22 protein-coding genes and 1 tRNA gene are annotated in these 22,551 nt (G+C 41.6%); 6 read left to right on the top strand and 17 right to left on the bottom strand.

Features of this window, described 5'->3' with window-relative positions:
• Nucleotides 1-56 precede the first annotated feature (56 nt).
• The 8 genes from sucD to sdhC form a co-directional block, all read right to left on the bottom strand.
• Nucleotides 57-929, bottom strand: a complete 873-nt coding sequence (gene sucD / locus C8D97_RS10345; protein WP_109763705.1) for a succinate--CoA ligase subunit alpha — start codon at nucleotides 927-929, stop codon at nucleotides 57-59.
• A gap of 3 nt (nucleotides 930-932) precedes the next feature.
• Entirely contained in the window at nucleotides 933-2,099 is a 1,167-nt protein-coding gene (gene sucC, locus C8D97_RS10350; protein WP_109763706.1) for an ADP-forming succinate--CoA ligase subunit beta, read from the bottom strand.
• An 84-nt stretch (nucleotides 2,100-2,183) separates the two neighbouring features.
• On the bottom strand, nucleotides 2,184-3,413 hold the full coding sequence (gene odhB / locus C8D97_RS10355; RefSeq protein ID WP_109763707.1) for a 2-oxoglutarate dehydrogenase complex dihydrolipoyllysine-residue succinyltransferase: 1,230 nt from the start codon (nucleotides 3,411-3,413) through the stop codon (nucleotides 2,184-2,186).
• Between the two features lie 34 nt (nucleotides 3,414-3,447).
• Nucleotides 3,448-6,276 (bottom strand): 2-oxoglutarate dehydrogenase E1 component, encoded by a 2,829-nt coding sequence (locus C8D97_RS10360; protein ID WP_109763708.1) that lies wholly within the window; start codon nucleotides 6,274-6,276, stop codon nucleotides 3,448-3,450.
• Between the two features lie 121 nt (nucleotides 6,277-6,397).
• Complete coding sequence (locus C8D97_RS10365) at nucleotides 6,398-7,096, bottom strand: succinate dehydrogenase iron-sulfur subunit (protein ID WP_109763709.1); 699 nt, start codon at nucleotides 7,094-7,096, stop codon at nucleotides 6,398-6,400.
• 19 nt (nucleotides 7,097-7,115) lie between these two features.
• Nucleotides 7,116-8,882, bottom strand: coding sequence for a succinate dehydrogenase flavoprotein subunit (gene sdhA, locus C8D97_RS10370; protein ID WP_109763710.1), 1,767 nt, complete (start codon nucleotides 8,880-8,882; stop codon nucleotides 7,116-7,118).
• A complete protein-coding gene (gene sdhD / locus C8D97_RS10375) occupies nucleotides 8,883-9,230 on the bottom strand; it encodes a succinate dehydrogenase, hydrophobic membrane anchor protein (protein ID WP_245411431.1) in 348 nt (115 codons plus the stop codon).
• The gene (gene sdhC / locus C8D97_RS10380) at nucleotides 9,224-9,598 is read right to left on the bottom strand and encodes a succinate dehydrogenase, cytochrome b556 subunit (protein WP_109763712.1); all 375 of its coding nucleotides are present in this window, start codon (nucleotides 9,596-9,598) and stop codon (nucleotides 9,224-9,226) included. The genes sdhD and sdhC overlap by 7 nt, the downstream gene beginning before the upstream one ends.
• A 374-nt stretch (nucleotides 9,599-9,972) precedes the next feature.
• Between sdhC and gltA the strand changes: the two genes are divergently transcribed.
• Nucleotides 9,973-11,265: a citrate synthase gene (gltA, locus tag C8D97_RS10385; protein WP_109763713.1), complete on the top strand. Its 1,293-nt coding sequence runs from the start codon at nucleotides 9,973-9,975 to the stop codon at nucleotides 11,263-11,265.
• 147 nt (nucleotides 11,266-11,412) lie between these two features.
• Here gltA and C8D97_RS10390 read toward each other — a convergent pair whose 3' ends face one another.
• Both C8D97_RS10390 and C8D97_RS10395 read right to left on the bottom strand, forming a co-directional pair.
• Entirely contained in the window at nucleotides 11,413-12,432 is a 1,020-nt protein-coding gene (locus tag C8D97_RS10390; RefSeq protein WP_109763714.1) for an XrtA/PEP-CTERM system-associated ATPase, read from the bottom strand.
• A gap of 21 nt (nucleotides 12,433-12,453) precedes the next feature.
• Nucleotides 12,454-13,848, bottom strand: coding sequence for a TIGR03013 family XrtA/PEP-CTERM system glycosyltransferase (locus C8D97_RS10395; RefSeq protein WP_109763715.1), 1,395 nt, complete (start codon nucleotides 13,846-13,848; stop codon nucleotides 12,454-12,456).
• A gap of 166 nt (nucleotides 13,849-14,014) precedes the next feature.
• On the opposite strand from C8D97_RS10395, the gene C8D97_RS10400 reads away from it, so the two are divergent.
• Nucleotides 14,015-15,121, top strand: coding sequence for a tryptophan 2,3-dioxygenase family protein (locus C8D97_RS10400; RefSeq protein WP_245411432.1), 1,107 nt, complete (start codon nucleotides 14,015-14,017; stop codon nucleotides 15,119-15,121).
• Between the two features lie 17 nt (nucleotides 15,122-15,138).
• On the opposite strand, the gene C8D97_RS10405 is transcribed toward C8D97_RS10400, so the two are convergent.
• Together C8D97_RS10405 and C8D97_RS10410 are read right to left on the bottom strand one after the other, a co-directional pair.
• On the bottom strand, nucleotides 15,139-15,639 hold the full coding sequence (locus C8D97_RS10405) for a GAF domain-containing protein (RefSeq protein WP_109763716.1): 501 nt from the start codon (nucleotides 15,637-15,639) through the stop codon (nucleotides 15,139-15,141).
• 12 nt (nucleotides 15,640-15,651) lie between these two features.
• Nucleotides 15,652-17,400, bottom strand: a complete 1,749-nt coding sequence (locus C8D97_RS10410) for a putative bifunctional diguanylate cyclase/phosphodiesterase (RefSeq protein ID WP_109763717.1) — start codon at nucleotides 17,398-17,400, stop codon at nucleotides 15,652-15,654.
• Nucleotides 17,401-17,624: 224 nt separating this feature from the next.
• On the opposite strand from C8D97_RS10410, the gene C8D97_RS10415 reads away from it, so the two are divergent.
• The 4 genes from C8D97_RS10415 (at nucleotide 17,625) to C8D97_RS10430 (ending at nucleotide 20,152) form a co-directional block, all read left to right on the top strand.
• Nucleotides 17,625-17,813 (top strand): DUF1289 domain-containing protein, encoded by a 189-nt coding sequence (locus tag C8D97_RS10415; protein ID WP_210204917.1) that lies wholly within the window; start codon nucleotides 17,625-17,627, stop codon nucleotides 17,811-17,813.
• A gap of 35 nt (nucleotides 17,814-17,848) precedes the next feature.
• Nucleotides 17,849-19,249, top strand: coding sequence for an asparagine--tRNA ligase (gene asnS, locus C8D97_RS10420; RefSeq protein ID WP_109763718.1), 1,401 nt, complete (start codon nucleotides 17,849-17,851; stop codon nucleotides 19,247-19,249).
• Nucleotides 19,250-19,278: 29 nt separating this feature from the next.
• A complete protein-coding gene (locus tag C8D97_RS10425; RefSeq protein ID WP_109763719.1) occupies nucleotides 19,279-19,854 on the top strand; it encodes an NADPH-dependent FMN reductase in 576 nt (191 codons plus the stop codon).
• A gap of 118 nt (nucleotides 19,855-19,972) precedes the next feature.
• Nucleotides 19,973-20,152 (top strand): CBU_0585 family protein, encoded by a 180-nt coding sequence (locus tag C8D97_RS10430; protein ID WP_109763720.1) that lies wholly within the window; start codon nucleotides 19,973-19,975, stop codon nucleotides 20,150-20,152.
• A 20-nt stretch (nucleotides 20,153-20,172) separates the two neighbouring features.
• On the opposite strand, the gene C8D97_RS10435 is transcribed toward C8D97_RS10430, so the two are convergent.
• The 5 genes from C8D97_RS10435 to C8D97_RS10455 all read right to left on the bottom strand — a co-directional run bounded on the left by C8D97_RS10435 (nucleotide 20,173) and on the right by C8D97_RS10455 (nucleotide 22,488).
• Nucleotides 20,173-20,865 (bottom strand): tRNA-dependent cyclodipeptide synthase, encoded by a 693-nt coding sequence (locus C8D97_RS10435; RefSeq protein ID WP_109763721.1) that lies wholly within the window; start codon nucleotides 20,863-20,865, stop codon nucleotides 20,173-20,175.
• A gap of 57 nt (nucleotides 20,866-20,922) precedes the next feature.
• Complete coding sequence (locus tag C8D97_RS10440) at nucleotides 20,923-21,288, bottom strand: hypothetical protein (RefSeq protein ID WP_109763722.1); 366 nt, start codon at nucleotides 21,286-21,288, stop codon at nucleotides 20,923-20,925.
• 63 nt (nucleotides 21,289-21,351) lie between these two features.
• Nucleotides 21,352-21,909: a nitroreductase family protein gene (locus C8D97_RS10445; RefSeq protein ID WP_109763723.1), complete on the bottom strand. Its 558-nt coding sequence runs from the start codon at nucleotides 21,907-21,909 to the stop codon at nucleotides 21,352-21,354.
• Nucleotides 21,909-22,238 carry a c-type cytochrome gene (locus C8D97_RS10450; protein WP_245411433.1) on the bottom strand — a complete coding sequence of 110 codons (330 nt, stop codon included), beginning with the start codon at nucleotides 22,236-22,238 and terminating at the stop codon, nucleotides 21,909-21,911. The genes C8D97_RS10445 and C8D97_RS10450 overlap by 1 nt, the downstream gene beginning before the upstream one ends.
• A gap of 174 nt (nucleotides 22,239-22,412) precedes the next feature.
• Nucleotides 22,413-22,488 (bottom strand) — tRNA-Glu (locus C8D97_RS10455).
• Nucleotides 22,489-22,551: the final 63 nt, after the last annotated feature.

Consider the following 22,551-nt stretch of genomic DNA (forward strand, 5'->3'; position numbering starts at 1 on the left):
CTTTTCAATAGCACTGTGGTAAATACCCTATCGGTTATCGCTAACCAATAATCTTATTACCAGCCAGTGATCTCTTTTAAGGCATCGCCAATTTCAGCTAGGCTTCTAACCGTTTTTACGCCAGCGTCTTCTAACGCAGCAAACTTTTCATCGGCAGTACCCTTTCCACCCGAAATGATTGCGCCTGCATGGCCCATTCTTTTACCTTTTGGCGCTGTCACACCAGCAATGTAAGAAACAACCGGCTTAGAAACATTTTGTTTGATATAAGCGGCAGCTTCTTCTTCTGCGGTACCACCAATTTCACCAATCATTACGATGGCTTCGGTTTTATCATCTTTCTCAAACATTTCTAAAATATCGATAAAATTGGATCCAGGAATTGGATCTCCACCGATACCGACACAAGTTGACTGACCAAAACCCGCATCCGTTGTTTGTTTTACAGCTTCATAGGTTAATGTGCCTGAGCGAGAAACGATACCCACTTTACCCGGTAAATGAATGTGACCAGGCATGATACCTATTTTACACTCACCAGGTGTTATAACACCCGGACAGTTAGGCCCAATTAAACGTACATCAGCATTATCACAAGCCATTTTGGCTTCTAACATATCTAATGTGGGAATACCTTCTGTAATACAAACAATCAGCTTAATTCCGCTGTTTGCAGCTTCCAGAATGGAGTCTTTACAAAATGGCGCAGGTACATAAATTACCGACGCTTCGGCACCTGTTTTTTCAACAGCTTCAGCGACAGTGTTGAACACAGGTAAACCAAGGTGAGTTTGTCCGCCTTTTCCAGGTGTTACGCCGCCAACCATTTGTGTACCGTACTCAATGGCCTGCTCTGAATGAAACGTACCTTGTCCGCCAGTAAAGCCCTGACAAATAACTTTAGTGTCTTTGTTTATCAAAATTGACATGGCTTATTGACCCCCTGATGCTTTTACTGCTTGTTGAGCCGCATCGGTCAAACTTTTTGCAGCAATAATATTTAAACCACTTTTTGCAAGTAACTCAGAACCTTTGTCTGCGTTATTGCCTTCAAGACGTACGACAACGGGAACTTTTACACCGACTTCTTCAACCGCGCCAATAATCCCTTCAGCGATCAAGTCACAGCGAACAATTCCACCAAAAATATTAACCAGTACGGCTTTTACATTGTCATCTGACAAAATAATTTTAAACGCTTCGGTAACACGTTCTTTGGTAGCACCACCACCCACGTCTAAGAAGTTGGCAGGAAAACCGCCGTGTAACGCAACGATATCCATGGTGCCCATTGCCAAACCTGCACCATTAACCATGCAGCCAATGTTACCGTCTAAAGCAACATAGTTAAGTTCCCATTTTGCCGCATGAGCTTCACGCTCATCTTCCTGACTTGGATCATGCATTTCTTTAACCGCAGATTGACGATACAAAGCATTACCATCCACACCAATTTTGGCATCCAGGCAATGCAAGTTTCCATCATCTTTTATGACCAAAGGATTGATTTCGATCAACGCCAAGTCTTTTTCTGTAAACATGGTTGCCAGTCCCATAAATATTTTAGTGAACTGTTTTACCTGATCGCCTTTAAGTCCCAGTTTAAATGCTAACTCACGTCCTTGATATGGCTGAGGACCAACCAATGGATCCAGAATCGCTTTAAATATTTTATCGGGTGTTTCTTCAGCTACTTTTTCAATTTCAACACCGCCTTCCTGTGATGCCATAAAGACAACACGGCGAGTAGCGCGATCAACAACAGCACCTAAATAAAGTTCATCAGCAATATCTGTGCATGACTCAACTAAGATTTTACTAACTGGTTGCCCATTCTCGTCTGTTTGATAAGTGACAAGATTTTTGCCTAACCAATTGCTAGCAAATTCTTTCACTTCTTCTTTGGTTGATACAAGTTTCACCCCACCGGCTTTTCCTCGACCGCCAGCGTGAACTTGTGCTTTAACAACCCATTTGTTGCCACCGATTTGACCGGCTGCTTCAAATGCTGCTTTTGGTGTCTCACAGGCGATGCCATCAGAGACTGGCAAGCCATACTCTCTGAAAAGCTGCTTACCTTGATATTCATGAAGGTTCATTTTTATCTTCCAAAGTTATCGATTTAAGTTTAAACATAATTTCAAATTAACGGTGTATTCCAGAGCAATCAGGAGAACACTAAATTAAAGCTCAAGTAAAATACGAGCTGGATCTTCAATATAATCTTTAATGGTTTTCAAGAAGCCGACAGATTCACGGCCATCGATAATTCTGTGATCGTATGAAAATGCCAGATACATCATGGGACGTGCGACAATCTCACCGTTTTCAACAACCGGCCGCATCTCTGTTCGATGCATGCCTAAAATTCCACTTTGTGGAGGGTTAATGATTGGCGTAGACATTAATGATCCAAAGGTTCCACCATTAGAAACCGTAAATGTGCCGCCGGTTAAATCATCAACCGTTAGTTGATTATTTTGAGCTTTCTGCCCGAATTCCATAATCGTTTTTTCAATTTCAGCCATGCTTAACTGATCGGCATCACGAATAACCGGAACCACAAGCCCTCTTGGGCCAGAAACTGCAATACCAACATCAAAGAAACCGTGGTAAACAATATCGTCACCATCAATCGATGCGTTAACGGCTGGGTATCTTTTTAATGCTTCAACAGTGGCTTTAACAAAAAACGACATAAATCCAAGTTTTACATCATGCGTTTTTTGGAATTGCTCTTTATATTTGGCACGAATATCCATAACAGGTTTCATATTAACGTCGTTAAACGTGGTTAATATGGCTGCCGTTTGTTGAGCATCCACTAATCGTTCAGCGATACGTTTTCTCAGGCGAGTCATTGGAACTCGTTTTTCTTCACGAGGTCCTGCGGACAATTCTGGCTCATCTTTAGTAGCAGGTTTAGATGATGATTTTCCAGACTTGATGTGTTTTTCAACATCTTCTTTAGTCAGACGACCGCCTTTACCTGTTGCGGAAATAGACGACACATCAAGATTGTGCTCATTAACTAATCGGCGTACCGCAGGACTTAGTACATCATCGCTACTTTTATCGGAAGATGTTGTTTTTTCAGTATCTTGCTTTTTGTCATCTGACTTTTTATTACTAGAATCTGATGAGGCAGACGCTTCTTTCTTTGTATCAGCAGCCGCACCAGCTTTAAATTTTGCAATAACTTCTTCAGCGGTAACTGTATCGCCTTCTTGTTTAATAATTTCTTCAAGCACACCGTCTTCAGGCGCGACGACTTCCAGGACCACTTTATCGGTTTCAATGTCTACCAGATTTTCATCACGCTCACAGGCGTCACCTGGTTGCTTATGCCATGTTGCAATCGACGCATCTGCAACAGATTCTGGTAAAACTGGAACTTTAATTTCTGTGGACATGGTTTATTAACCCTTATACCAATTTAATGTTAATTTATTTCGCGTTTAAGCCTAACGCTTTATCAACAAGTGCGCGTTGTTGCTCAACATGCTTTGATGCGTGACCTGTCGCTGGTGCTGCTGAAGCAGAACGGCCAGCGTATTCAATGTAACCATCTTTAGGTAACGATGCTTGGAAATTATGGCGACTGGAATACCAGGCGCCCTGATTTTTAGGCTCTTCCTGACACCAGATGAACTCTTTCGCATTTTTATATTCAGCGATAACATCTTTTAAATGTTTAGGAAAAGGATAAAGTTGTTCAATTCGAATTATTGCTACATCATCGAGTTCTTCAGCGCGTCTTTTTTCCAGTAAGTCAAAATAAACCTTGCCGGAACACAGCACAATTCGTGTAACTTTATCTTTATTCAAGTTATCAATTTCGTCGATAACTGTTTCAAACTTACCACTGATCAATTCATCAGCATTGCTTGTCGCAAGACGATGACGCAATAAGCTTTTTGGTGACATAACCACCAACGGAGCTCGCCACTTTCGTATCATTTGACGACGTAGCATATGAAACACTTGTGAAGGCGTACTCGGCACACACACTTGCATGTTGTGTTCTGCACAAAGTTGCAAGAAACGTTCTAAACGCGCCGAAGAATGTTCCGGTCCTTGCCCCTCATAACCATGAGGAAGTAACATCACCAGTCCGCATAGACGACCCCACTTATGTTCGCCAGAACTAATAAATTGATCGATAACAACTTGAGCGCCATTGGCAAAGTCGCCAAACTGAGCTTCCCAAATGACTAGCGATCTTGGCTCTGTGGTTGAGTAACCGTATTCAAAAGCTAAAACCGCCTCTTCTGAAAGTACAGAGTCAATAACATCGAAAGGAGCCTGGTTTTCACTGACATTATTCAATGGTAAATAAGTGTCACCTGTTTTTTGATCATGCAAAACAGAGTGTCGGTGGAAAAAGGTTCCTCGGCCACTGTCCTGACCGGATAATCTTACGCGATAGCCATCATCAAGAATGGATGCATAGGCCATAGTTTCTGCAAAGCCCCAATCCATTGGGATTTCACCATTTGCCATTTTCTGACGGTCTGTCATCAGACGTTTCACTTGAGTTTGTAATGTTAACTCGTCGGGTACTGTTGATATTTGTTTTGCCAAACGATCAAATTGTTCTTGAGCAAGAGATGTAACCGTGGGCATTTGCCAATCGGTATTGGCATAAGGTGTCCAGTCGACCGTAAACTCATGTTGTTGCATCGGTAACCAGTTGCTTACAACATTTTTGCCTTCATCCATTTTATCCCGGTACTCACTGGATAAAGAATTGGCATAGCCGTCGTCGATCACCCCTTCTTTGGCTAATTGCTCTGCGTATACTTTTCGTGTGGTTGGGTGTTTGCGAACTTTTTCATACATTAACGGTTGAGTCGCTCTTGGCTCATCCGCTTCATTGTGTCCATGGCGGCGATAACAAACCAAATCGATCACAACATCTTTTTTGTATGTGGCACGAAAATCCAATGCCAATTGAGTGACAAATACCACTGCTTCAGGATCATCACCATTTACATGAAAGATTGGTGCTTCAATCATTTTTGCAACATCAGTGCAATAAGTGGTCGAGCGGGTGTCCTGTGGCTTACTGGTAGTAAAACCAACCTGATTATTGATAACAATATGCACACTGCCACCAGTGGTGTAGCCTCTGGCCTGTGACATATTGAAGGTTTCCATGACAACACCCTGTCCGGTAATGGCAGCGTCACCATGAATTACTACAGGCAGTACTTGAGAAAAACTGTCATCTTTTCGACGTTCTAATCGAGCACGTACCGAACCTTCTATAACCGGGGAAACAATTTCCAGATGTGAAGGGTTAAATGCCAATGCCACATGCACGACGCCCCCGGGTGTGTTGATATCGGATGAAAAGCCTTGATGATACTTAACATCGCCAGATCCACTTTCAATATTCTTTTTACCGGCAAATTCTGCAAACAGTTCTTCTGGTTTTTTACCCATTAAATTAACCAGCACATTTAATCGACCTCGATGTGCCATACCCAGAACAATTTCTTTTACACCAGCGCTGCCACCACGTTGAATTATTTCCTCAAGCATCGGCATTAAGCTATCGCCGCCTTCAAGAGAAAATCGTTTTGCGCCAGGAAATTTGTTATGTAAATATTTTTCCAGACCTTCTGCAGCACTTAACGCAGATAAAATTTGTTTCTTTACGTCATTGGCTAAATCTGGCTTGGCTAATGAACTTTCTAGTCGCTCCTGGATCCATTGTTTTTGACCAGGATCACTGATGTGCATAAATTCAGAGCCAATCGTTCTGCAATAGGTTGAGTCCAGTTCACTGATAATTTGTTTTAATGGTTTGGCTACGGCGCCGTACATAGAGCCGGTACGGAATTCGGTATCAAAATCCAACTTTGATAATCCGTATTTAGCTAAGTCAAGATGATCAATCGTTGCCTGCTTCCAAATTCCAAGGGGATCTAGGGATGCGTACTGATGACCATGGGCACGATAAGCTTGAATCAGCTCAAGGACATTAACCTGTTTAGCATCAAACGACTTATCGCCGGAACTGGATGTTGAGGCTAAGCGGTGTTTATTTAAGCCAATCTGTCTAAAATAATTCTGGATATCAGAATGAGCGATGTCTGCAGGCTGACCGTTTGAATCACTGGATTCATGAAAAGCATCGAACTTTGATTTCCAGCTTTCATCAATGGATGAGGGATCATCGAGGTATTGTTCGTAAATTTCCTCGAGATAGGCAGCACTACCCCCAGTTAAAAAGCTGGCAGCGAACTGTTCTTGAAGGGTTTTTTCCATGATTTGCAGACTTTTACGTTATTTTAAACAGCAAAATGAAACAACTTACGCTTTGAAAGCAACCGCTAACAAAGCGTAAGTTTTGAAGTAATAATAGCTGAAGTTTCAATAATATCAGCTTTTACACACCTCTGGACAGAAGCATTGAACGAACATGTCCTATCGCTTTAGTAGGATTCAAGCCTTTTGGACATACACTAACGCAATTCATAATGCCCCGACAGCGGAAAACGCTGTAGGCATCATCAAGATCGGCCAAACGGGAATCTTGTTCGGTATCTCGACTGTCAGCGAGGAATCGATACGCCTGTAAAAGACCTGCTGGTCCTACAAACTTATCAGGATTCCACCAAAATGATGGACAGGAAGTTGAGCAACAAGCGCAAAGAATGCACTCGTACAAACCGTCAAGTTTTTCGCGATCTTCCGGTGACTGTAACCGCTCTTTCGCAGGTGGCTCATCCTTATTTTGTAAAAAAGGCTTAATTTTTTCGTATTGCTTATAAAATTGAGCCATATCCACAACCAAATCTCGAACCACTGGCAATCCAGGTAAAGGACGCACAGTCACTTTAGAGCCTAGAGAAGAGATTGGTGTAATACAGGCCAGGCCATTCTTACCGTTAATGTTCAAACCATCTGAGCCGCATACCCCTTCTCGACAAGAGCGTCGAAATGCCAACGTCGGATCTTTGTCTTTTAACATCATTAATGCATCAAGCAACATGATGTCTGAACCTTCAGCAATATCCAGTTCGTAATCCTGCATTTTAGGTGCATTATCTGTTTCCGGGTTGTATCGGTAAATTGAAAATTTCATATGAGTCGATACCTGCCTTTTAATAGCTTCTTACCTTGGGTGGGAACGGATCCATGGTCACTGGCTTCATATTCACATCCCGAGTTTTCATTGCTCCACTCTCTGGGAAATAAAGCGAGTGAACCAACCAATTTTCATCGTCGCGATCCGGGTAATCTTCCCGACTGTGAGCACCACGACTTTCAGTTCTAAATGCAGCTGCTTTAGCTGTAGCACGAGCAACCGCCATTAGATTATCAAGCTCAAGACATTCAACACGTTGAGTGTTATAGGCTTTACTTTTATCACTCATAACCGCATTTTTCAGTCGCTCACTGATTTGCTCAAGCTCTTCTAAACCTTTGTCCATTAAGTCGCCAGTACGGAATACACCAAAACTGTTCTGCATAGTTTTCTGCATATCCGCTTTAATCTTCGCAGGGTCTTCCCCTTTTTCAGACTCGTCCCATCGCGCTAATCGGGATTGTGACGCCTCTAGATTGTCATCAGAAAACTCAGCAAACGGTAACCCTTCACGCAAAGACTCTTCAAGATGCATACCGGCAGCACGACCAAACACAACCAAATCAAGCAATGAGTTACCACCCAGTCTATTGGCACCATGAACCGATACACAGGCACATTCGCCTACCGCATAAAAACCTTTCACGACTTTATCTTCGTTACTGTTTTCGCCACGGGTGATGACCTGACCGTATTTGTTAGTAGGTATCCCACCCATCATATAGTGACAAGTTGGTACAACAGGAATTGGCTCTTTAATTGGGTCGGCATGGCCAAATGTACGGGATAACTCCAAAATACCCGGCAAACGTTTATTCAGAGTTTCTTCACCTAAATGATCAAGCTTAAGATAAACATGATCACCATCGGGCCCACAACCTCGACCTTCTAAAATCTCTTTCGTCATTGAACGAGCTACTACGTCACGGCTGGCCAAATCTTTAGCATTTGGCGCATAACGCTCCATAAAGCGCTCACCGTCTTTATTAATCAGGTAGCCACCTTCACCGCGGCACCCTTCTGTAACTAGCACGCCTGCACCAGCAATTCCGGTTGGATGGAACTGCCACATTTCAATATCCTGTACAGGAATACCGGCTCGAAGAGCCATACCAACACCATCACCGGTATTGATTAATGCATTGGTTGTTGACTGATAAATCCGTCCAGAACCACCCGTTGCAAACACCGTTGCCCGAGCTTTAAACATGGCGACTTCGCCAGTTTCGATGGACATGGCGATAACACCTGCAACATCGCCGTCATCATTAGTGACCAGATCAATAGCAAGCCACTCATTAAAAAACTGAGTATTGGCGGCTAGATTTTGCTGATAGAGTGTGTGCAGCAATGCGTGACCGGTACGATCCGCTGCTGCTGCTGTACGAGCCGCCTGGTCACCACCAAAATTCTTTGATTGACCTCCAAACGGACGTTGGTAGATTTTTCCGTCATCTTGGCGGGAAAATGGTAAACCCATATGCTCCAGTTCATAAACTGTTGCAGGGCCGTTTTGACACATATATTCGATAGCATCTTGATCACCAATGTAATCTGAGCCTTTTACTGTGTCGTACATATGCCAGCGCCAATCATCCTCGTGCGAGTTACCAAGCGCGACAGTGATGCCACCTTGAGCAGAAACGGTATGAGAACGCGTTGGAAATACTTTTGAAATTAATGCTACTTTTTGACCGGATTGTGCCAGTTGGAGTGATGCTCTCATGCCTGCACCACCACCACCAACAATTACCGCGTCATAGGTATAAACTGGAATTCCCATTTATACACTCCAAAAAATCTGAATGCCCCAAAAAATCACGATCAGGCAGTAAATGATTAACGCTGCCTGAAATACCATACGTATACCCAGTGGTTTCAGATAATCGGTAGAAACTATCCACATGCCAACCCAGATATGCAAACTCATTAAAATAAGCGTTAGTGTGGCAAACACTTTCACCACAGGCTGACTAAAAAAAGCCAACCACTGTTGGTATTGCAACTCAGGATTACTGACCAAAAACCAGCAAAGATAAACGGTAAACGCCGTCATCACGACAGCGCTAAGTCTCTGTATAAACCAGTCATGCAGCCCACTACGGCCTAAACTTGTTACTGTAGTTACCATAACCAGACTCCCAGGCCGATGGCGAGTAATACACCTAGCACCAATACAATGGTTGCTCCGCGCATTCCGCCTTCTAGTGACTCACCAATACCGGCATCCATCAATAAATGACGTAAACCAGCAATAATATGGAAACCGATAGACGATAATATGGCCCAGAACAGCAGTTTGCCGAATCCGGCGGCCACGAAGGAAGATGCTTCATTAAACCCTTGCTCAGAGGCAAGTGATTTACCTAGCATCCAGAGTAATACGGGGATCCCGATAACTAGAAATACGCCTGTGATTCTATGCAGAATAGACGAGATAGCGGTTACCGGAAAACTCATCGATGTGAGATCGAGATTTACAGGTCTTTGCTTATTCACGGCTGATAACTTTCTTTAATTGTGTGTTTAGCCAAATAGAGTGCAGTTGGCACTCTCCTAATGTTGCAAATAACGAGCGTTGTTGCAGTTTTACTGCGTGTTGTTGCAATAAATGAGACAATGCTGAGCTATACTAACTATAGATTAGCATGGCGACCACGCAAGTTTGCGCAAATTATATAGCCGCAACTGCTTGTTTACAAATGGATTTGTGCTTTGCGAAAAAACTTTGTGATTTTGGATAAATATTAATCGCTTTAGAGGGTTTTGACGCATTGTGGCATTGACAAAAATATTCTGCCACCTATAGTTACACCAATTTTTTGCAGCACGACATTTTCATCATGTTATGAAATTGACTAAGGAGTCATCGAATGGGACAAAATACCGCCAAACTCAAATTACACACTGGTAAAGAGATTGAGTTGCCGGTTTATCAGCCAGTTCTTGGGAATGATGTTCTCGATATCACTGGACTGGTTAAAGAAGGCGTATTCACCTATGATCCTGGATTTATGTCGACCGCTTCTTGTGAGTCCAAAATCACGTTTATAGATGGCGCTAATGGCGTCCTTCTTTATCGCGGCTACCCAATTGAAGACTTAGCCGTTCATTCCGATTTTATGGAAGTCGCCTATTTATTACTCAATAGCGATTTGCCAAACAAGACTGAAAAAGAAGAGTTTCTTGAAGAGCTGAACAATCACACCATGTTGCACGAGCAACTGACTCATTTTTTCAATGGTTTCCGACGTGACGCCCATCCAATGGCGGTTATGGTTGGTGTTGTTGGTGCGCTTTCAGCGTTTTACCATGATTCATTAGATATCAATAATCCAAGACATCGACGTCGCAGTGCGTTCAGACTGATTGCTAAAGTTCCGACAATTGCTGCAATGTGTTATCGATATTCAATGGGCTTTCCTTTCGTTTACCCAAGAAACGAAATGAGTTACGCAGAAAACTTCTTAAATCAAATGTTTTCAATGCCCTCTACGGATGACAAACCGAATCCTGTTCTTGTAAAAGCCATGGATCGTATTTTCACCCTGCATGCGGATCATGAACAAAACTGTTCTACCTCTACCGTACGCCTTGCCGGTTCATCGGGTGCAAATCCTTTTGCTTGCATAGCAGCCGGTATTGCCAGCTTATGGGGTCCTGCTCATGGTGGTGCCAATGAAGCCTGTTTGAAAATGCTGCATGAAATTGGCGATGTTAAAAACATTCCAGAGTACATTGCCCGGGCAAAAGATAAAGATGATCCCTTCCGACTGATGGGCTTTGGTCATCGCGTTTATAAGAACTTTGATCCACGTGCCAAAGTAATGCGAGAAAGTGCCCATGAAGTACTTGAAGCCATGGGCGCAAAAGACGACCCAATACTAAAAGTGGCTATGGAGCTTGAAAAAATCGCATTGGAAGATGAGTATTTTGTTTCCAAAAAGCTATACCCCAATGTCGATTTTTACTCAGGCATTATTTTGTCAGCCATTGGCATTCCAACCAATATGTTCACCGTAATATTTGCACTTGCCAGAACAGTTGGCTGGGTTGCTCAGTGGAGTGAAATGATCAGCGAGCCGAATCAAAAAATTGGCCGCCCTCGTCAGTTATACAATGGCCCAAAAGAGCGTAAATACGTAAAACTGAACGATAGAAAATAAAAGCTATCAGGTAATAAAAAAGGGAGCATTTGCTCCCTTTTTTATTACCTGTATGTTTCTTTGTAATTTAAATTGCACTTAATACTTGAAACCAAGATTGATTTGAATAAGAAATAATTGCTAAGTGCTTACAATATTACCAATTGATTAATCTTCATCATCAAAATTTAAACTAATTTGTACAATTTTCCTCATATACTCACGCTCTTTTTTAAAGCGCTTTTTCAGAACGTCCATTTCCGCTTCAAGCATCATTAAACGTTTTTCTAATTCTGACCCCGTCTCGATTGGTTTAGATGCTGACCTCTTACCACTGATGGTTTCCGGCGCTTGTTTGTCTTTGACCACATCTGGCTGCTCAATGGCAATTTCCTCTGCAACGGTATTAACAATCTCACCATCAATTCGATGTTTTTCTTCCAGAAATCCATATAGCAAAAGTCTGTCACATATGGTGTTGATTCGTCGGGGTATGCCTTCAGTAAACTCAAAGATTTGCTGATAAGCTTCTGCGGTAAAAACAGGATTATCAGACCAATCAACTTTCTTAAGCCGATGTTCTATGTATGCTTGTGTTTCTTCTGCGCTCAAATGAGCCAAATGGTAAGAGGCTGTAATACGCTGTCTTACCTGCTCCAGATGGGGAACAGCAAGGTTTTCACGAAACTCAGACTGGCCTAACAAAAATATTTGCAGCAACGTTTTTCCATCGCAATGCAAATTCGACAACATCCTTAATTCTTCAAGGCTTTCAAGCGGCAGGTTTTGAGCTTCATCCACCACTAACATGCAACGCTTTCCTTCCCGTTGACGAGAGATGAAAAAGTTTTCCAGGTTTTTAATTAAAGAGGTTTTTTCACTGGATTTATGGGCTAAACCAAAGGTTGCAGCGACCATTCTTAAGATATCCGCAGAGTCGAGTTGGGTGTTTACCAGCTCTCCGGCGACAATGTCTTTTTTATTTTCTAGGGAGCCAAATAATGTGCGAACCAGTGTGCTTTTACCAGTGCCGACATCGCCAGTGACAATAATAAAACCTTCGCCTTGTGATAATCCATAACGCAAATAGGCCAGCGCACGTTTGTGAGTACTGCTGCCAAAGAAGAAAAAAGGATCTGGCGCTAACTGAAATGGCTTTCCTTTTAATTTGTAGTATGAATCGTACATTACTTCTCCTTAACACCCTATTTAGCGAGAGCCTTTTTGCCAAACGATAACCTGTATCGTTTGCAGCAATATCGTCAAATCTAAGAACAGACTGAAGTTTTTAATGTAATAGAGATCAAACTGCAACTTCTGCTTTGCGTCTTCATCATTGTCACCATAAGGATAGCAGATTTGTGCCCAACCTGTGATGCCTGGTTTTACCCGGTGACGCATATTGTAATAAGGAATTTTTTTATTCAGGTCGGCAACAAACTCCGGCCGCTCTGGACGGGGCCCGACAAAACTCATATCACCTTTTAGAACATTCCACATTTGCGGGATCTCATCGAGTCGGGTTTTACGCATGATCTCCCCTACTCGAGTTACCCTTGCATCATTTTTAGCAGCAAACTGCGGCCCGTTTTTTTCAGCGTCAATCACCATGCTTCGAAACTTATAAACCGTAAAAGGCACTCCATTTTGGCCTGTTCGTATCTGATTATAAATAACCGGATCTTTCCACCCTGACTCTCGCTTTATCAAAATATACAAAACGATGCAGATAGGAATTGAACATATCAAGAATATGACACTGACCAATATATCAAATAACCGTTTTAGTGCCTCACGGAGATAATCGGTATGAAATCCTTCAAAAAATATCACCTGATTAGGTGATAAAGTGTCGATTTCCATCCGCCCAGTTTGACGTTCAAAGAACTCGGTAACATCGGTAATTCTAAGGCCTGACAGTTTTAACTCTATAATATCATTCACGGGATAATTTTTACGGGTATCGTCTACTGCAATCACCAGTTCATCGATACCATAGCGCTCTATCATTTTAGCCAAAGTATCTTCAGAGCGTATTACCAGAGAATCATCATCGACTTTATCAACATCGCCCTTAAGGTGTACAAAGCCAACCAACTTTAATCCATGCCAGTCACTTTTTCGCTTTAATCTTAACAGCTGTTTTGCCCTATCACCTGTACCCAAAATAAGTATACGTGAGCGAAACAGTTCTTTATCGGCTATTACAGAAAATACATATCGAGTTGTAACTAGGAAGAAAAAGCCAAAAACCAAGCTTAATGCAAAGACGCCCCGACCAATAAAAATATTTGGGAATATATAAAACAGAATACTCATTGCGCCAAATGCAATGCAGACAGACCAGAACAACCGGGAAATAATTAAGGTGAATGAGCCACGATGATTTCGTCGATACAATCCGACGGCTATCATCACAACAATATGAATCAGTGAAAAAATGGCGGCTTTAAAGTTAAACTGCTTAAAAAGCTCAGGGTGTGTATTTAAGTCTGGCAGACGTATTTCTGAAGCCAGGTGCACACTTAAAAAGAGTACTACAAACTCCAGTGCCAGTAATAGAAACAAGGCTCTAGGGATATAGTGCCCAAAAAGACGAACCATTTAACGCATCCTTGTGTATGAAGTAATGATTAATTTAAGAGCTAGGCTATGAGCGACGATTATATCTTTTTTGCAATAAATTACCAGAAAACGATATATTGAAAATCGTTAATGTTAAACTGTTCACGTTATCAAATATTACATACTGAGATATAAGAGTTACCCTATGTGCGCAATGCAAAGAAATACAACACCCTGCTATTACTCAGATTACCTGCAGCTGGATAAATTGCTGGATAGCCAACATCCTGAAAGCCCCAAATACGGTGAAGAAGCTCACGAAGAGATGCTATTTATTATTGTGCATCAAGCGTATGAACTTTGGTTTAAACAAATATTACATGAAATGAATGCCATTTATGGTGAGTTTAATCAAAAGCACATACCTGAACAGTCTTTGGGCAGAATCGTCAGTCGGCTGGAAAGAATTGAGTCCATTCAAAAGTTATTGATCGATCAAATCCGGATTATGGAAACCATGACACCGCTGGACTTTCTCGATTTTCGAGACTATTTGGTACCAGCCTCTGGATTTCAGAGCATTCAATTTAAAGAAATTGAAATACTGCTGGGTCTAAAATCAAAGTATCGAATTAACTTTGATCAAGCCTCTTTCTATCAACGATTAAATGAGAAAGATCGTAATCACTTGCAATCGTTAGAACAACAGCCAAGCCTTTTCGACTGTGTTGAAAAGTGGTTGGAGCGTATTCCTTTCTTCGAATTTGGCGAGTTTCAGTTCTGGAAAGCTTACGGTGAAGCAGTTGATAAAATGCTCAATAGTGATGAAGAAATCATCATTAATAACGAGTATTTGAGTGACAAAGATAAAGAGTTTCAACTTAAAGATCTAAAAACTACCCGAGCCAGTTTCGATGCACTGCTCGATGAAGAAAAGTATCTTGAGTTGAAAAAAGAAGATAAATTCAGATTCAGTCAAAAAGCCATGCTGGGCGCTGTTTTTATTAACCTTTACCGTGATGAGCCCATGTTTCAACTACCCTTTCGCCTATTGATGACTTTGACGGAAATTGATGAGCATTTTACTACCTGGCGTTATCGTCATGTCATTATGGTGCAACGAATGCTTGGTAGTAAAATTGGTACTGGTGGTTCAAGTGGTTCTGATTATCTTAGGCAAACCACTGAAAACAATCGATTCTTTAAAGATTTATTTAGCTTATCGACATTTTTACTGCCTCGTTCGGCACTTCCAGAACTGCCCGATGCCTTAAAAAAGGCTCTGAATTTTTACTTTCATCCAGAGCGTTAACGATAGTTCATTAGAATCTAAATTTGTGTGGCTTCTATAAAGGAAGCCACCAGCAATTCCATTCCAGCAACATCTTCATTGGTAAACCGGTCCACTTTGGGACTATCAATATCAAGTACACCAATAAGCTTATCATCAACAATGATGGGTATAACAATTTCGGCATTAGATGCGCTATCACAGGCTATATGTCCTTCAAACTGATGCACATTATTAACACAAACGGCCTCTCTGGTTTGAGCCACACTTCCACAAACGCCTCTACCGAAAGGAATGTGAACACACGCGACCTTTCCCTGAAACGGGCCCAGTTTAAGCTGAGTATCCTTGTCATTTAGATAGAAACCAGCCCAATTCAACTCAGGTATCGACTGAAAGATGAAAGCCGATGTTTGTGCCATATTGGTCACTGGGTCACGCTCAATGCTTAACAATGCAGACAACTGTGCAACCAATGATTGATAGTACTCAGGCTTATTATCGTAATAAAGTGTAAAGTCAGTGGTATTTTGGAACATGAATAATTTAAATTAGGCCAGTTTAGAATGGTCGCTAGCATATTCCGATTGAGCGGTAGATTCAATAATTGTGTTAATTGGCGATGGCACAGCCAAGCCATAACCTTGACCAAAATCGATCCCCATATCCCTCAATACAACTGCAACTTCCTTATTCTCAACGTATTCAGCCACTGTTTGCAGTTCCATTTCATGAGCCACGTCATTAATAGACTTAACCATACTGCGTGAGATTTTATCCTGATGAATTTCCTTCACAAACTCACCATCAATTTTAACAAAATCGACCGGTAAGTTTTTTAAATAAGAAAAAGACGCCATACCGGTTCCAAAATCATCAAGCGCAATTCGACAGCCCAAACTGCGCATAGAAGTAATAAACTCGCGTGCTTTTTTAACATTTTCTACCGCGGCTGTTTCTGTAATTTCAAAACAAACCTTCTCTACAGGTACCAGATAAGCCTCAACTAAGTCATGCACATAACCTAAGAACTCAGGCTGGGTTAGACTGATACCCGATAAATTTATATTAATGTGATCAAGCGATATATCCCTATTTTCACAAAGCCAGACAAAGCTGTTCATAACCACCCAGCGATCGATTACATTAATCATGTCGTACTTTTCGGCCGCCATTAGAAAAGCACCAGGATTAATAATACCCCCCTTTCCATCTCGCATCCTTAATAACAGCTCACAATGATCAAGATGGGTATTATCGGTTAAGCTGTAAATAGGCTGTTGATAGAGTTCGAACTGATCAGATTTTACTGCTTTAATAATCTTTCCTACCCAGGCAACACTGGTTTTATGGCTCTTAATATCTTCTGTTATAGGAGAATAAATGGCGCAGCGGTTCTGACCTTTCTGCTTTGCTTGTAGACAAGCCAAATCTGCACAGCTGATGAGCTGAGCCCAGGACTCGGCAGCATCATTTACTTCAACAATCCCAATACTGGTAGTAATTAGATATTCCGATTGTTGCCACTCAAATGAAAAATCCCTAACCGAAGCTAAAATTTTGGTTGCCACTCTTTCGGCTACTATTGGATCAACCTGCCATAATAACAATGCAAACTCATCATTTGAGATCCTTGCTAATAGATCATTTGCGCGAATCTGCTGCTTCAACATGTCGGAGTAGGCTTTTAATAATTCACACACAGCAAGATGACCGGCAGAGTCATTAACAAGCTTAATTTGCTCCATCTTAATCATACACAGCGAGTGCTGCCCTTTATTTAAACGGGTGTCTTGCAGCGACTCCATCAACTGCTTTTCAAATTCCACTCTATTGGCAACGCCGGTTAATAAATCGTGTTTGCGATGAAAGTTAACCGACTGTTTTAATCGATACGTTTGAGTTTCATCATGCACCACAATCACGAAGTGTTCCGGCATAATGTCACCCTTCGACTGATACAGTTCAGACATAGTTATATTAAATGCTATTTCAGTACCAGAGGGTGTTACGAGAAAAGCTTGATGCTCTAATGATTCCAGATATTCAGCATTTAAAAGCTTATCCAGGGAGGGCTCTATAAACTCATTGGTATAATGATCGATAAACTTAAAACAACGGGTAATATTAGGGTTATGATTAACCGGTATCTCGAAAATTTCACGAGCAATTCGATTGGCGACTAATATTTCACCGGACTTATCACAAACCAACACCAGATCCCGAGTGCTATCCAATGCTTGAGTTATGGCTTGTTGATACTGGCTCGATTGATTATCCCGCATGACTAGGCTACCCATTTATTGAAACGATACGCCTGCTTTTAGTTACTTCCTAAAAGCCTTTTGTCCGTAGCAAAGCCTTAAATATCATCCGGCTACAGATCCTTTCTATGAAATAAGATTAGCTTATTATTTGAATATTTAAAGAAAACAAATAGTTAATTAAATTATAAGCCTGACGGTGGTACTTAAAGAGCAGTCGAGGTAACATATCGGGCTTTTCTATTGGGTAGAGTTCACACATGGTGCAACAGCCGATAAAATCACCCTGTATTGGGGTCTGTAAGCTAGAAGCAACAGACTCGGGTAATGATGTTTGTCAGGGTTGCCACCGGACGCTAGACGAAATCGTACAGTGGCGATCGATGAGTGATGAACAAAGAGAAACAATCATCAACCGGGTTCTGGCAAACCTTTCTCCTGCCGAATAACCCATAATTTAGAACTTATTGGAGTAACTACAACTATGACTGCACTGAGCGTTGCTGAATTTTTAGCGGGTAAAGCCTCCGCTGGCTCAGACGTGACCGTCAAAGGATGGGTCAGAACAAAAAAAGACTCAAAAGGCGGCTTTTCATTTATCAATATCCATGATGGCTCCTGCTTTGGCACATTACAGGTGGTGGCAGACAATAAGTTACCCAATTACGACAGTGAAGTAACAAAGTTGACCACTGGCTGCTCCATTGAAGTCTTTGGCACCGTTGTCGAGTCACAAGGTAAAGGTCAGTCTTTTGAAATGCAGGCAAAAGAACTGCAAGTGCTAGGCTGGGTTGAAGATCCGGCAACCTACCCTATCCAGCCCAAACCCCATACCATGGAGTTTTTGCGAGAAAATGCCCACCTAAGACCTCGTACCAATATTATTGGCGCCATGACCCGCGTCCGAAATTCACTCGCACAGGCAATCCATCGATTTCATCATCAACGTGGATTTAACTGGATCCATACCCCTTTAATTACCGCCTCAGATGCAGAAGGTGCCGGTGAATTATTCAGGGTTTCAACTTTAGATCTTAATAATCTTCCACGTACCGACAAAGGCGATATCGATTTTTCACAAGACTTTTTTGGCAAAGAAGCTTTTTTAACCGTCTCAGGGCAATTAAATGTTGAAAGTTACTGCTTGGCCATGTCAAAAGTATATACATTTGGTCCCACATTTCGTGCAGAAAACTCAAACACCAGCCGCCATTTGGCTGAATTCTGGATGGTTGAGCCCGAAGTTGCTTTCGCAAAATTACCAGAAAATGCTGACTTAGCCGAAAGTATGCTGAAATACATCTGTAAGGCTGTTCTCGATGAACGTCAGGACGATATGGCCTTTTTCGCACAACGGGTCGATAAAACCTGTATTTCCCGGTTGGAACAAATCGTTGAACAAGACTTTGAGCGAATGGAATACACAGATGCGGTAAACATTCTTAAAAACAGCGGTAAGTCATTTGAATACCCCGTTGAATGGGGTGTTGATCTTCAGTCTGAACATGAACGTTACCTCGCTGAAGAGCATGTCGGCCGCCCAATTATTTTAATGAATTACCCGAAAGATATTAAAGCATTTTATATGCGTTTAAACGACGATGAAAAAACCGTCGCGGCGATGGATGTATTAGCACCCGGTATCGGTGAGATTATTGGTGGCAGTGAACGTGAAGAACGGCTGGATGTATTTGATGCCCGCTTAAATGCCATGGATCTGAATAAAGATGATTATTGGTGGTACCGCGATTTACGTCGCTACGGCACAGTCCCTCATTCAGGGTTTGGGTTAGGCTTTGAACGCATGGTAGCCTATGCAACCGGTATTAAAAATATCCGTGATGTAATCCCATTTCCACGGGCACCAAAATCAGCAGAATTTTAAACACTATTTAGGTTTTAAAAGGTTACATAATGACAGTTAAAATATTAGCGTTTGCTGGCAGTTTACGTAAAGATTCCTACAACAAAAAGCTAGCCAAAATTATTGCGAAATCCGCCGAAAAAGCTGGCGCAGAAGTGACTTTGGTTGAGTTAAATGACTACCCTATGCCACTTTTTAATGAAGACGATGAGTCAAAAGACGGTATTCATCCAAACGCACTAAAATTTAAGCAATTAATGAATGAGTCCGATGGCTTTTTGATCGCCTCTCCGGAATACAATGGCGCCTATTCTGGGGTACTTAAAAATATAGTGGACTGGGCATCACGTCAAGCCGATGGTGAAGGCATGCTTGAAAGCTTTAAAGGTAAGTACGCCACTTTATTCGCAACATCGCCGGGTGCATTTGGTGGTTTGAGAGGATTAAATCACCTTCGTATATTACTCAGTGGTATTGGCACCACCGTTACAGCCGATCAAGTTGCGATCCCTAAAGCACAAGATGCCATTACAGACGATGGGCAATTAGCCAGTGAAAAACGTCAGGCGTCGGTGGATCGCATCACTAAAAACCTTGTGGATACGCTAGCAAAACTAAAAGCCTAGATGTAAAAAATGAAATAGCTGTGATGTAAATACAGCTATTTCATACTTAAATACTGGCAATTCGGCTTAACTTTGTCTTATAGTGAAAAAGCTTGGTTTAAACAATTAGGAGCCTTTTATGAGTATCGACAGAAACTACGTCAGTGAAATGGACAAGTTTTTAATAGAATTCGATAAAAAGCCCGAAAGCCACTCAGAAAGTCGCGCATTTGAAGAAGAAAAGTATAAGCGAGTCCACAAGCTGCGAGATGAAGAGCAAGCCGAACGTAAGCCCGGTAAACTCTGGGAGTCTTTTTAAACCCCAGAGTGTTTTAACGATTACTCTACAATAAGAAATCCCTGTTCAGGATAATATTGTTCATACCCATCCAGTTTACTCAATAGATCATCATAATCTCCACGATAAATATCTCGTAGAAACTCAGGGCACTGGTGATAACAAAACACACTGGGAGTATGCTGCAAAATATCAGCTGCGAATAAAAACATTGGTAATTCAGCCATAAAATAATGGGCTCCCATCACAAGCATATCTTCAGTTAAATTACTTTTGTCATCAATCTGATTACAAAGCACCCACTTTGAACTGTTTAGGCACCCTTCTCTAAACGCCTTATCCTTTTCAAACAATCTGTATAGTTGTTGATAGTAATTCAGGTAAGAATGATTGTTATCAAGATAACTGTGATCGATTATTAATGACTCTACTTTGTCATCATTTAAATCCAGTTGAGACAAAGCACGCTTAATTTTATTCTTTAAATAATTACACTGGCGGCGCGCTTTTTTTTCAGCTTTCGATGGCTCATAACCAAGAGCCCTAAGAGTAAATGATGTTGGTAAATCCGGTATGTACAACCGAACTTGAGAAAAATTTCGACAGGCCCAACTGTAAAGGTTCTCAATACGTTCGGTCGAAAAATAGCTATTAAAGGGACTCACCCCAATCACTGCCATTGTATTTTTGTATACGAATGTTTCTTTTTTGTTTGTGACTAACGTTGTTTTCATACAGGTATCCCCTGAATCAATAAGTCAGTTTAATAAATAATTTTTTAAGTATTTGAATTAAACAAAAGACTTGGGGGGACGATAGACTTTGGCTGGAGTATTATTGATCACAGAATAACTCTGCTTTAATTGATTAAAAATATAATGTTGATGCAATAGAAGGTCTGTGTTGGGTGGGAGAAAAACACAAAACTGGAAACATAAAATCTTTTCCGGACTGCACTGTTTTTCACTTACTTCGCTTTTCGCAGGATAATCGCTGTGACAACCCTGTCTAGAGTTGGCGGAAACTTCATTGGTAGAATTACTTATAACCGGCATATCAAAACTGATAATAGACACAGCGAGCACTAGATTACTCTGAATGAGCGCAAGTACGACAAGCGATACTATCAATTTATGCAAGTTAAAAGATTTATTCATCGTCGCAGCTTAGCACGAAAGGCTACTTAACACAGTATTGACCTGTATGATGGTTAAACAGTGTTATTGTACAAAAAAGTAATCTTCAGGATTTGCCTGATCCGGTTTATTGATGCGTACCTTTGGTGTACCTATGTATAAGAACCCGGCAATTTCATCACTCGGCTTAATCCCTAAAGATTGTTTTAAATAGGGATTGAACGCAAGATCACCCGTGCGCCAGTAACCGGAAAAACCCAAAGCCTGTAAGGCATAAAGCATCCCGTGAACCGCACAGCCGCATGAAACCACCTGCTCCACTTCAGGCACCTTTTTATGTTCCTGATACTCGGTGACTGCAATGATAATCATGGGTGCCCGAAACGGCATATTTAACGCTTTTTGTTGCTTAGCTTCAGGCAGCTCAGGATTTTGCTTTAACTTGGCTTCGAGGAACGACTCACCTAACTTCTTTAACGCGTGCTCATCTTGATAAACCAAAAACTTCCAGGGACGTAAGCCAGCGTGATCCGGCGCACGTAATGCAGCCCGGTAAACCAGCTCCATTTGTTCTTTGCTTGGCGCAGGCGCTTCAAGTTTTCCAAAAGAACTTCTATTTAACAGTAATTCAAAGGCATCCATTATTTTTTAGCCGGCAGTGATTCATAATAAGCGGCTAAATTAAGAATATCTTGATCGGATAAAGGTTTAGCCATTGGTGTCATCACCATATTTTTACGCTGACCATCACGAAATGCCCGTAACTGCATTTCTGTATAGGCGGCCTTTTGGCCGGCCAAATTTGGGTAAGTGGGTAATACTCCTACGCCATCTTTACCGTGACAACTGGCACAGATCATGGATTTAGCCTTGCCTTTAGCAGCATCACCTTCTACAGCTACTAATAAGTTTGAAGCAACAAGTGCTGTAATGGCTAACGCTTTTTTAAACATCAAATTTGCACTACTCATAAGGGTTCCATGGTTATTCAAGTTTCGCTACATTATAAAAGTCGACTAACGAATTAACCAGTGCAGTTAACTCCAGAGAGTAACTTTGTGAGCGTGTTTTAAAAAGAAGGGATTTTAAAGAAAGTTAAATTCTGGGCATAAAAAAGCCCGACTCGAAGGTCAGGCTTTAAAATATGGCGTCCCCTAGGGGATTCGAACCCCTGTTACCGCCGTGAAAGGGCGGTGTCCTAGGCCTCTAGACGAAGGGGACTGAAAACGTCAATCTCGTTTAGAGGCGCGCATTCTATATAGCACCCATGATGTTGTCAAAAGG

The sequence above is a fragment of the Pleionea mediterranea genome (assembly GCF_003148745.1).
In the GTDB taxonomy this organism is placed as follows: domain Bacteria; phylum Pseudomonadota; class Gammaproteobacteria; order Enterobacterales; family Kangiellaceae; genus Pleionea; species Pleionea mediterranea.

Bases quoted from the DNA above. Each gene is read 5' to 3' on its own strand.
- sucD (WP_109763705.1), bottom strand. From the start codon at position 929: ATGTCAATTTTGATAAACAAAGACACTAAAGTTATTTGTCAGGGCTTT.
- gltA (WP_109763713.1), top strand. From the start codon at position 9,973: ATGGGACAAAATACCGCCAAACTCAAATTACACACTGGTAAAGAGATT.
- C8D97_RS10360 (WP_109763708.1), bottom strand. From the start codon at position 6,276: ATGGAAAAAACCCTTCAAGAACAGTTCGCTGCCAGCTTTTTAACTGGG.
- C8D97_RS10440 (WP_109763722.1), bottom strand. From the start codon at position 21,288: ATGAATAAATCTTTTAACTTGCATAAATTGATAGTATCGCTTGTCGTA.
- C8D97_RS10415 (WP_210204917.1), top strand. From the start codon at position 17,625: ATGGTGCAACAGCCGATAAAATCACCCTGTATTGGGGTCTGTAAGCTA.
- C8D97_RS10405 (WP_109763716.1), bottom strand. From the start codon at position 15,639: ATGTTCCAAAATACCACTGACTTTACACTTTATTACGATAATAAGCCT.
- C8D97_RS10410 (WP_109763717.1), bottom strand. From the start codon at position 17,400: ATGGGTAGCCTAGTCATGCGGGATAATCAATCGAGCCAGTATCAACAA.
- C8D97_RS10395 (WP_109763715.1), bottom strand. From the start codon at position 13,848: ATGGTTCGTCTTTTTGGGCACTATATCCCTAGAGCCTTGTTTCTATTA.
- C8D97_RS10390 (WP_109763714.1), bottom strand. From the start codon at position 12,432: ATGTACGATTCATACTACAAATTAAAAGGAAAGCCATTTCAGTTAGCG.
- asnS (WP_109763718.1), top strand. From the start codon at position 17,849: ATGACTGCACTGAGCGTTGCTGAATTTTTAGCGGGTAAAGCCTCCGCT.
- C8D97_RS10425 (WP_109763719.1), top strand. From the start codon at position 19,279: ATGACAGTTAAAATATTAGCGTTTGCTGGCAGTTTACGTAAAGATTCC.
- odhB (WP_109763707.1), bottom strand. From the start codon at position 3,413: ATGTCCACAGAAATTAAAGTTCCAGTTTTACCAGAATCTGTTGCAGAT.
- C8D97_RS10435 (WP_109763721.1), bottom strand. From the start codon at position 20,865: ATGAAAACAACGTTAGTCACAAACAAAAAAGAAACATTCGTATACAAA.
- sdhD (WP_245411431.1), bottom strand. From the start codon at position 9,230: ATGGTAACTACAGTAACAAGTTTAGGCCGTAGTGGGCTGCATGACTGG.
- C8D97_RS10445 (WP_109763723.1), bottom strand. From the start codon at position 21,909: ATGGATGCCTTTGAATTACTGTTAAATAGAAGTTCTTTTGGAAAACTT.
- C8D97_RS10450 (WP_245411433.1), bottom strand. From the start codon at position 22,238: ATGAGTAGTGCAAATTTGATGTTTAAAAAAGCGTTAGCCATTACAGCA.
- sdhA (WP_109763710.1), bottom strand. From the start codon at position 8,882: ATGGGAATTCCAGTTTATACCTATGACGCGGTAATTGTTGGTGGTGGT.
- C8D97_RS10365 (WP_109763709.1), bottom strand. From the start codon at position 7,096: ATGAAATTTTCAATTTACCGATACAACCCGGAAACAGATAATGCACCT.
- C8D97_RS10400 (WP_245411432.1), top strand. From the start codon at position 14,015: ATGTGCGCAATGCAAAGAAATACAACACCCTGCTATTACTCAGATTAC.
- C8D97_RS10430 (WP_109763720.1), top strand. From the start codon at position 19,973: ATGAGTATCGACAGAAACTACGTCAGTGAAATGGACAAGTTTTTAATA.
- sucC (WP_109763706.1), bottom strand. From the start codon at position 2,099: ATGAACCTTCATGAATATCAAGGTAAGCAGCTTTTCAGAGAGTATGGC.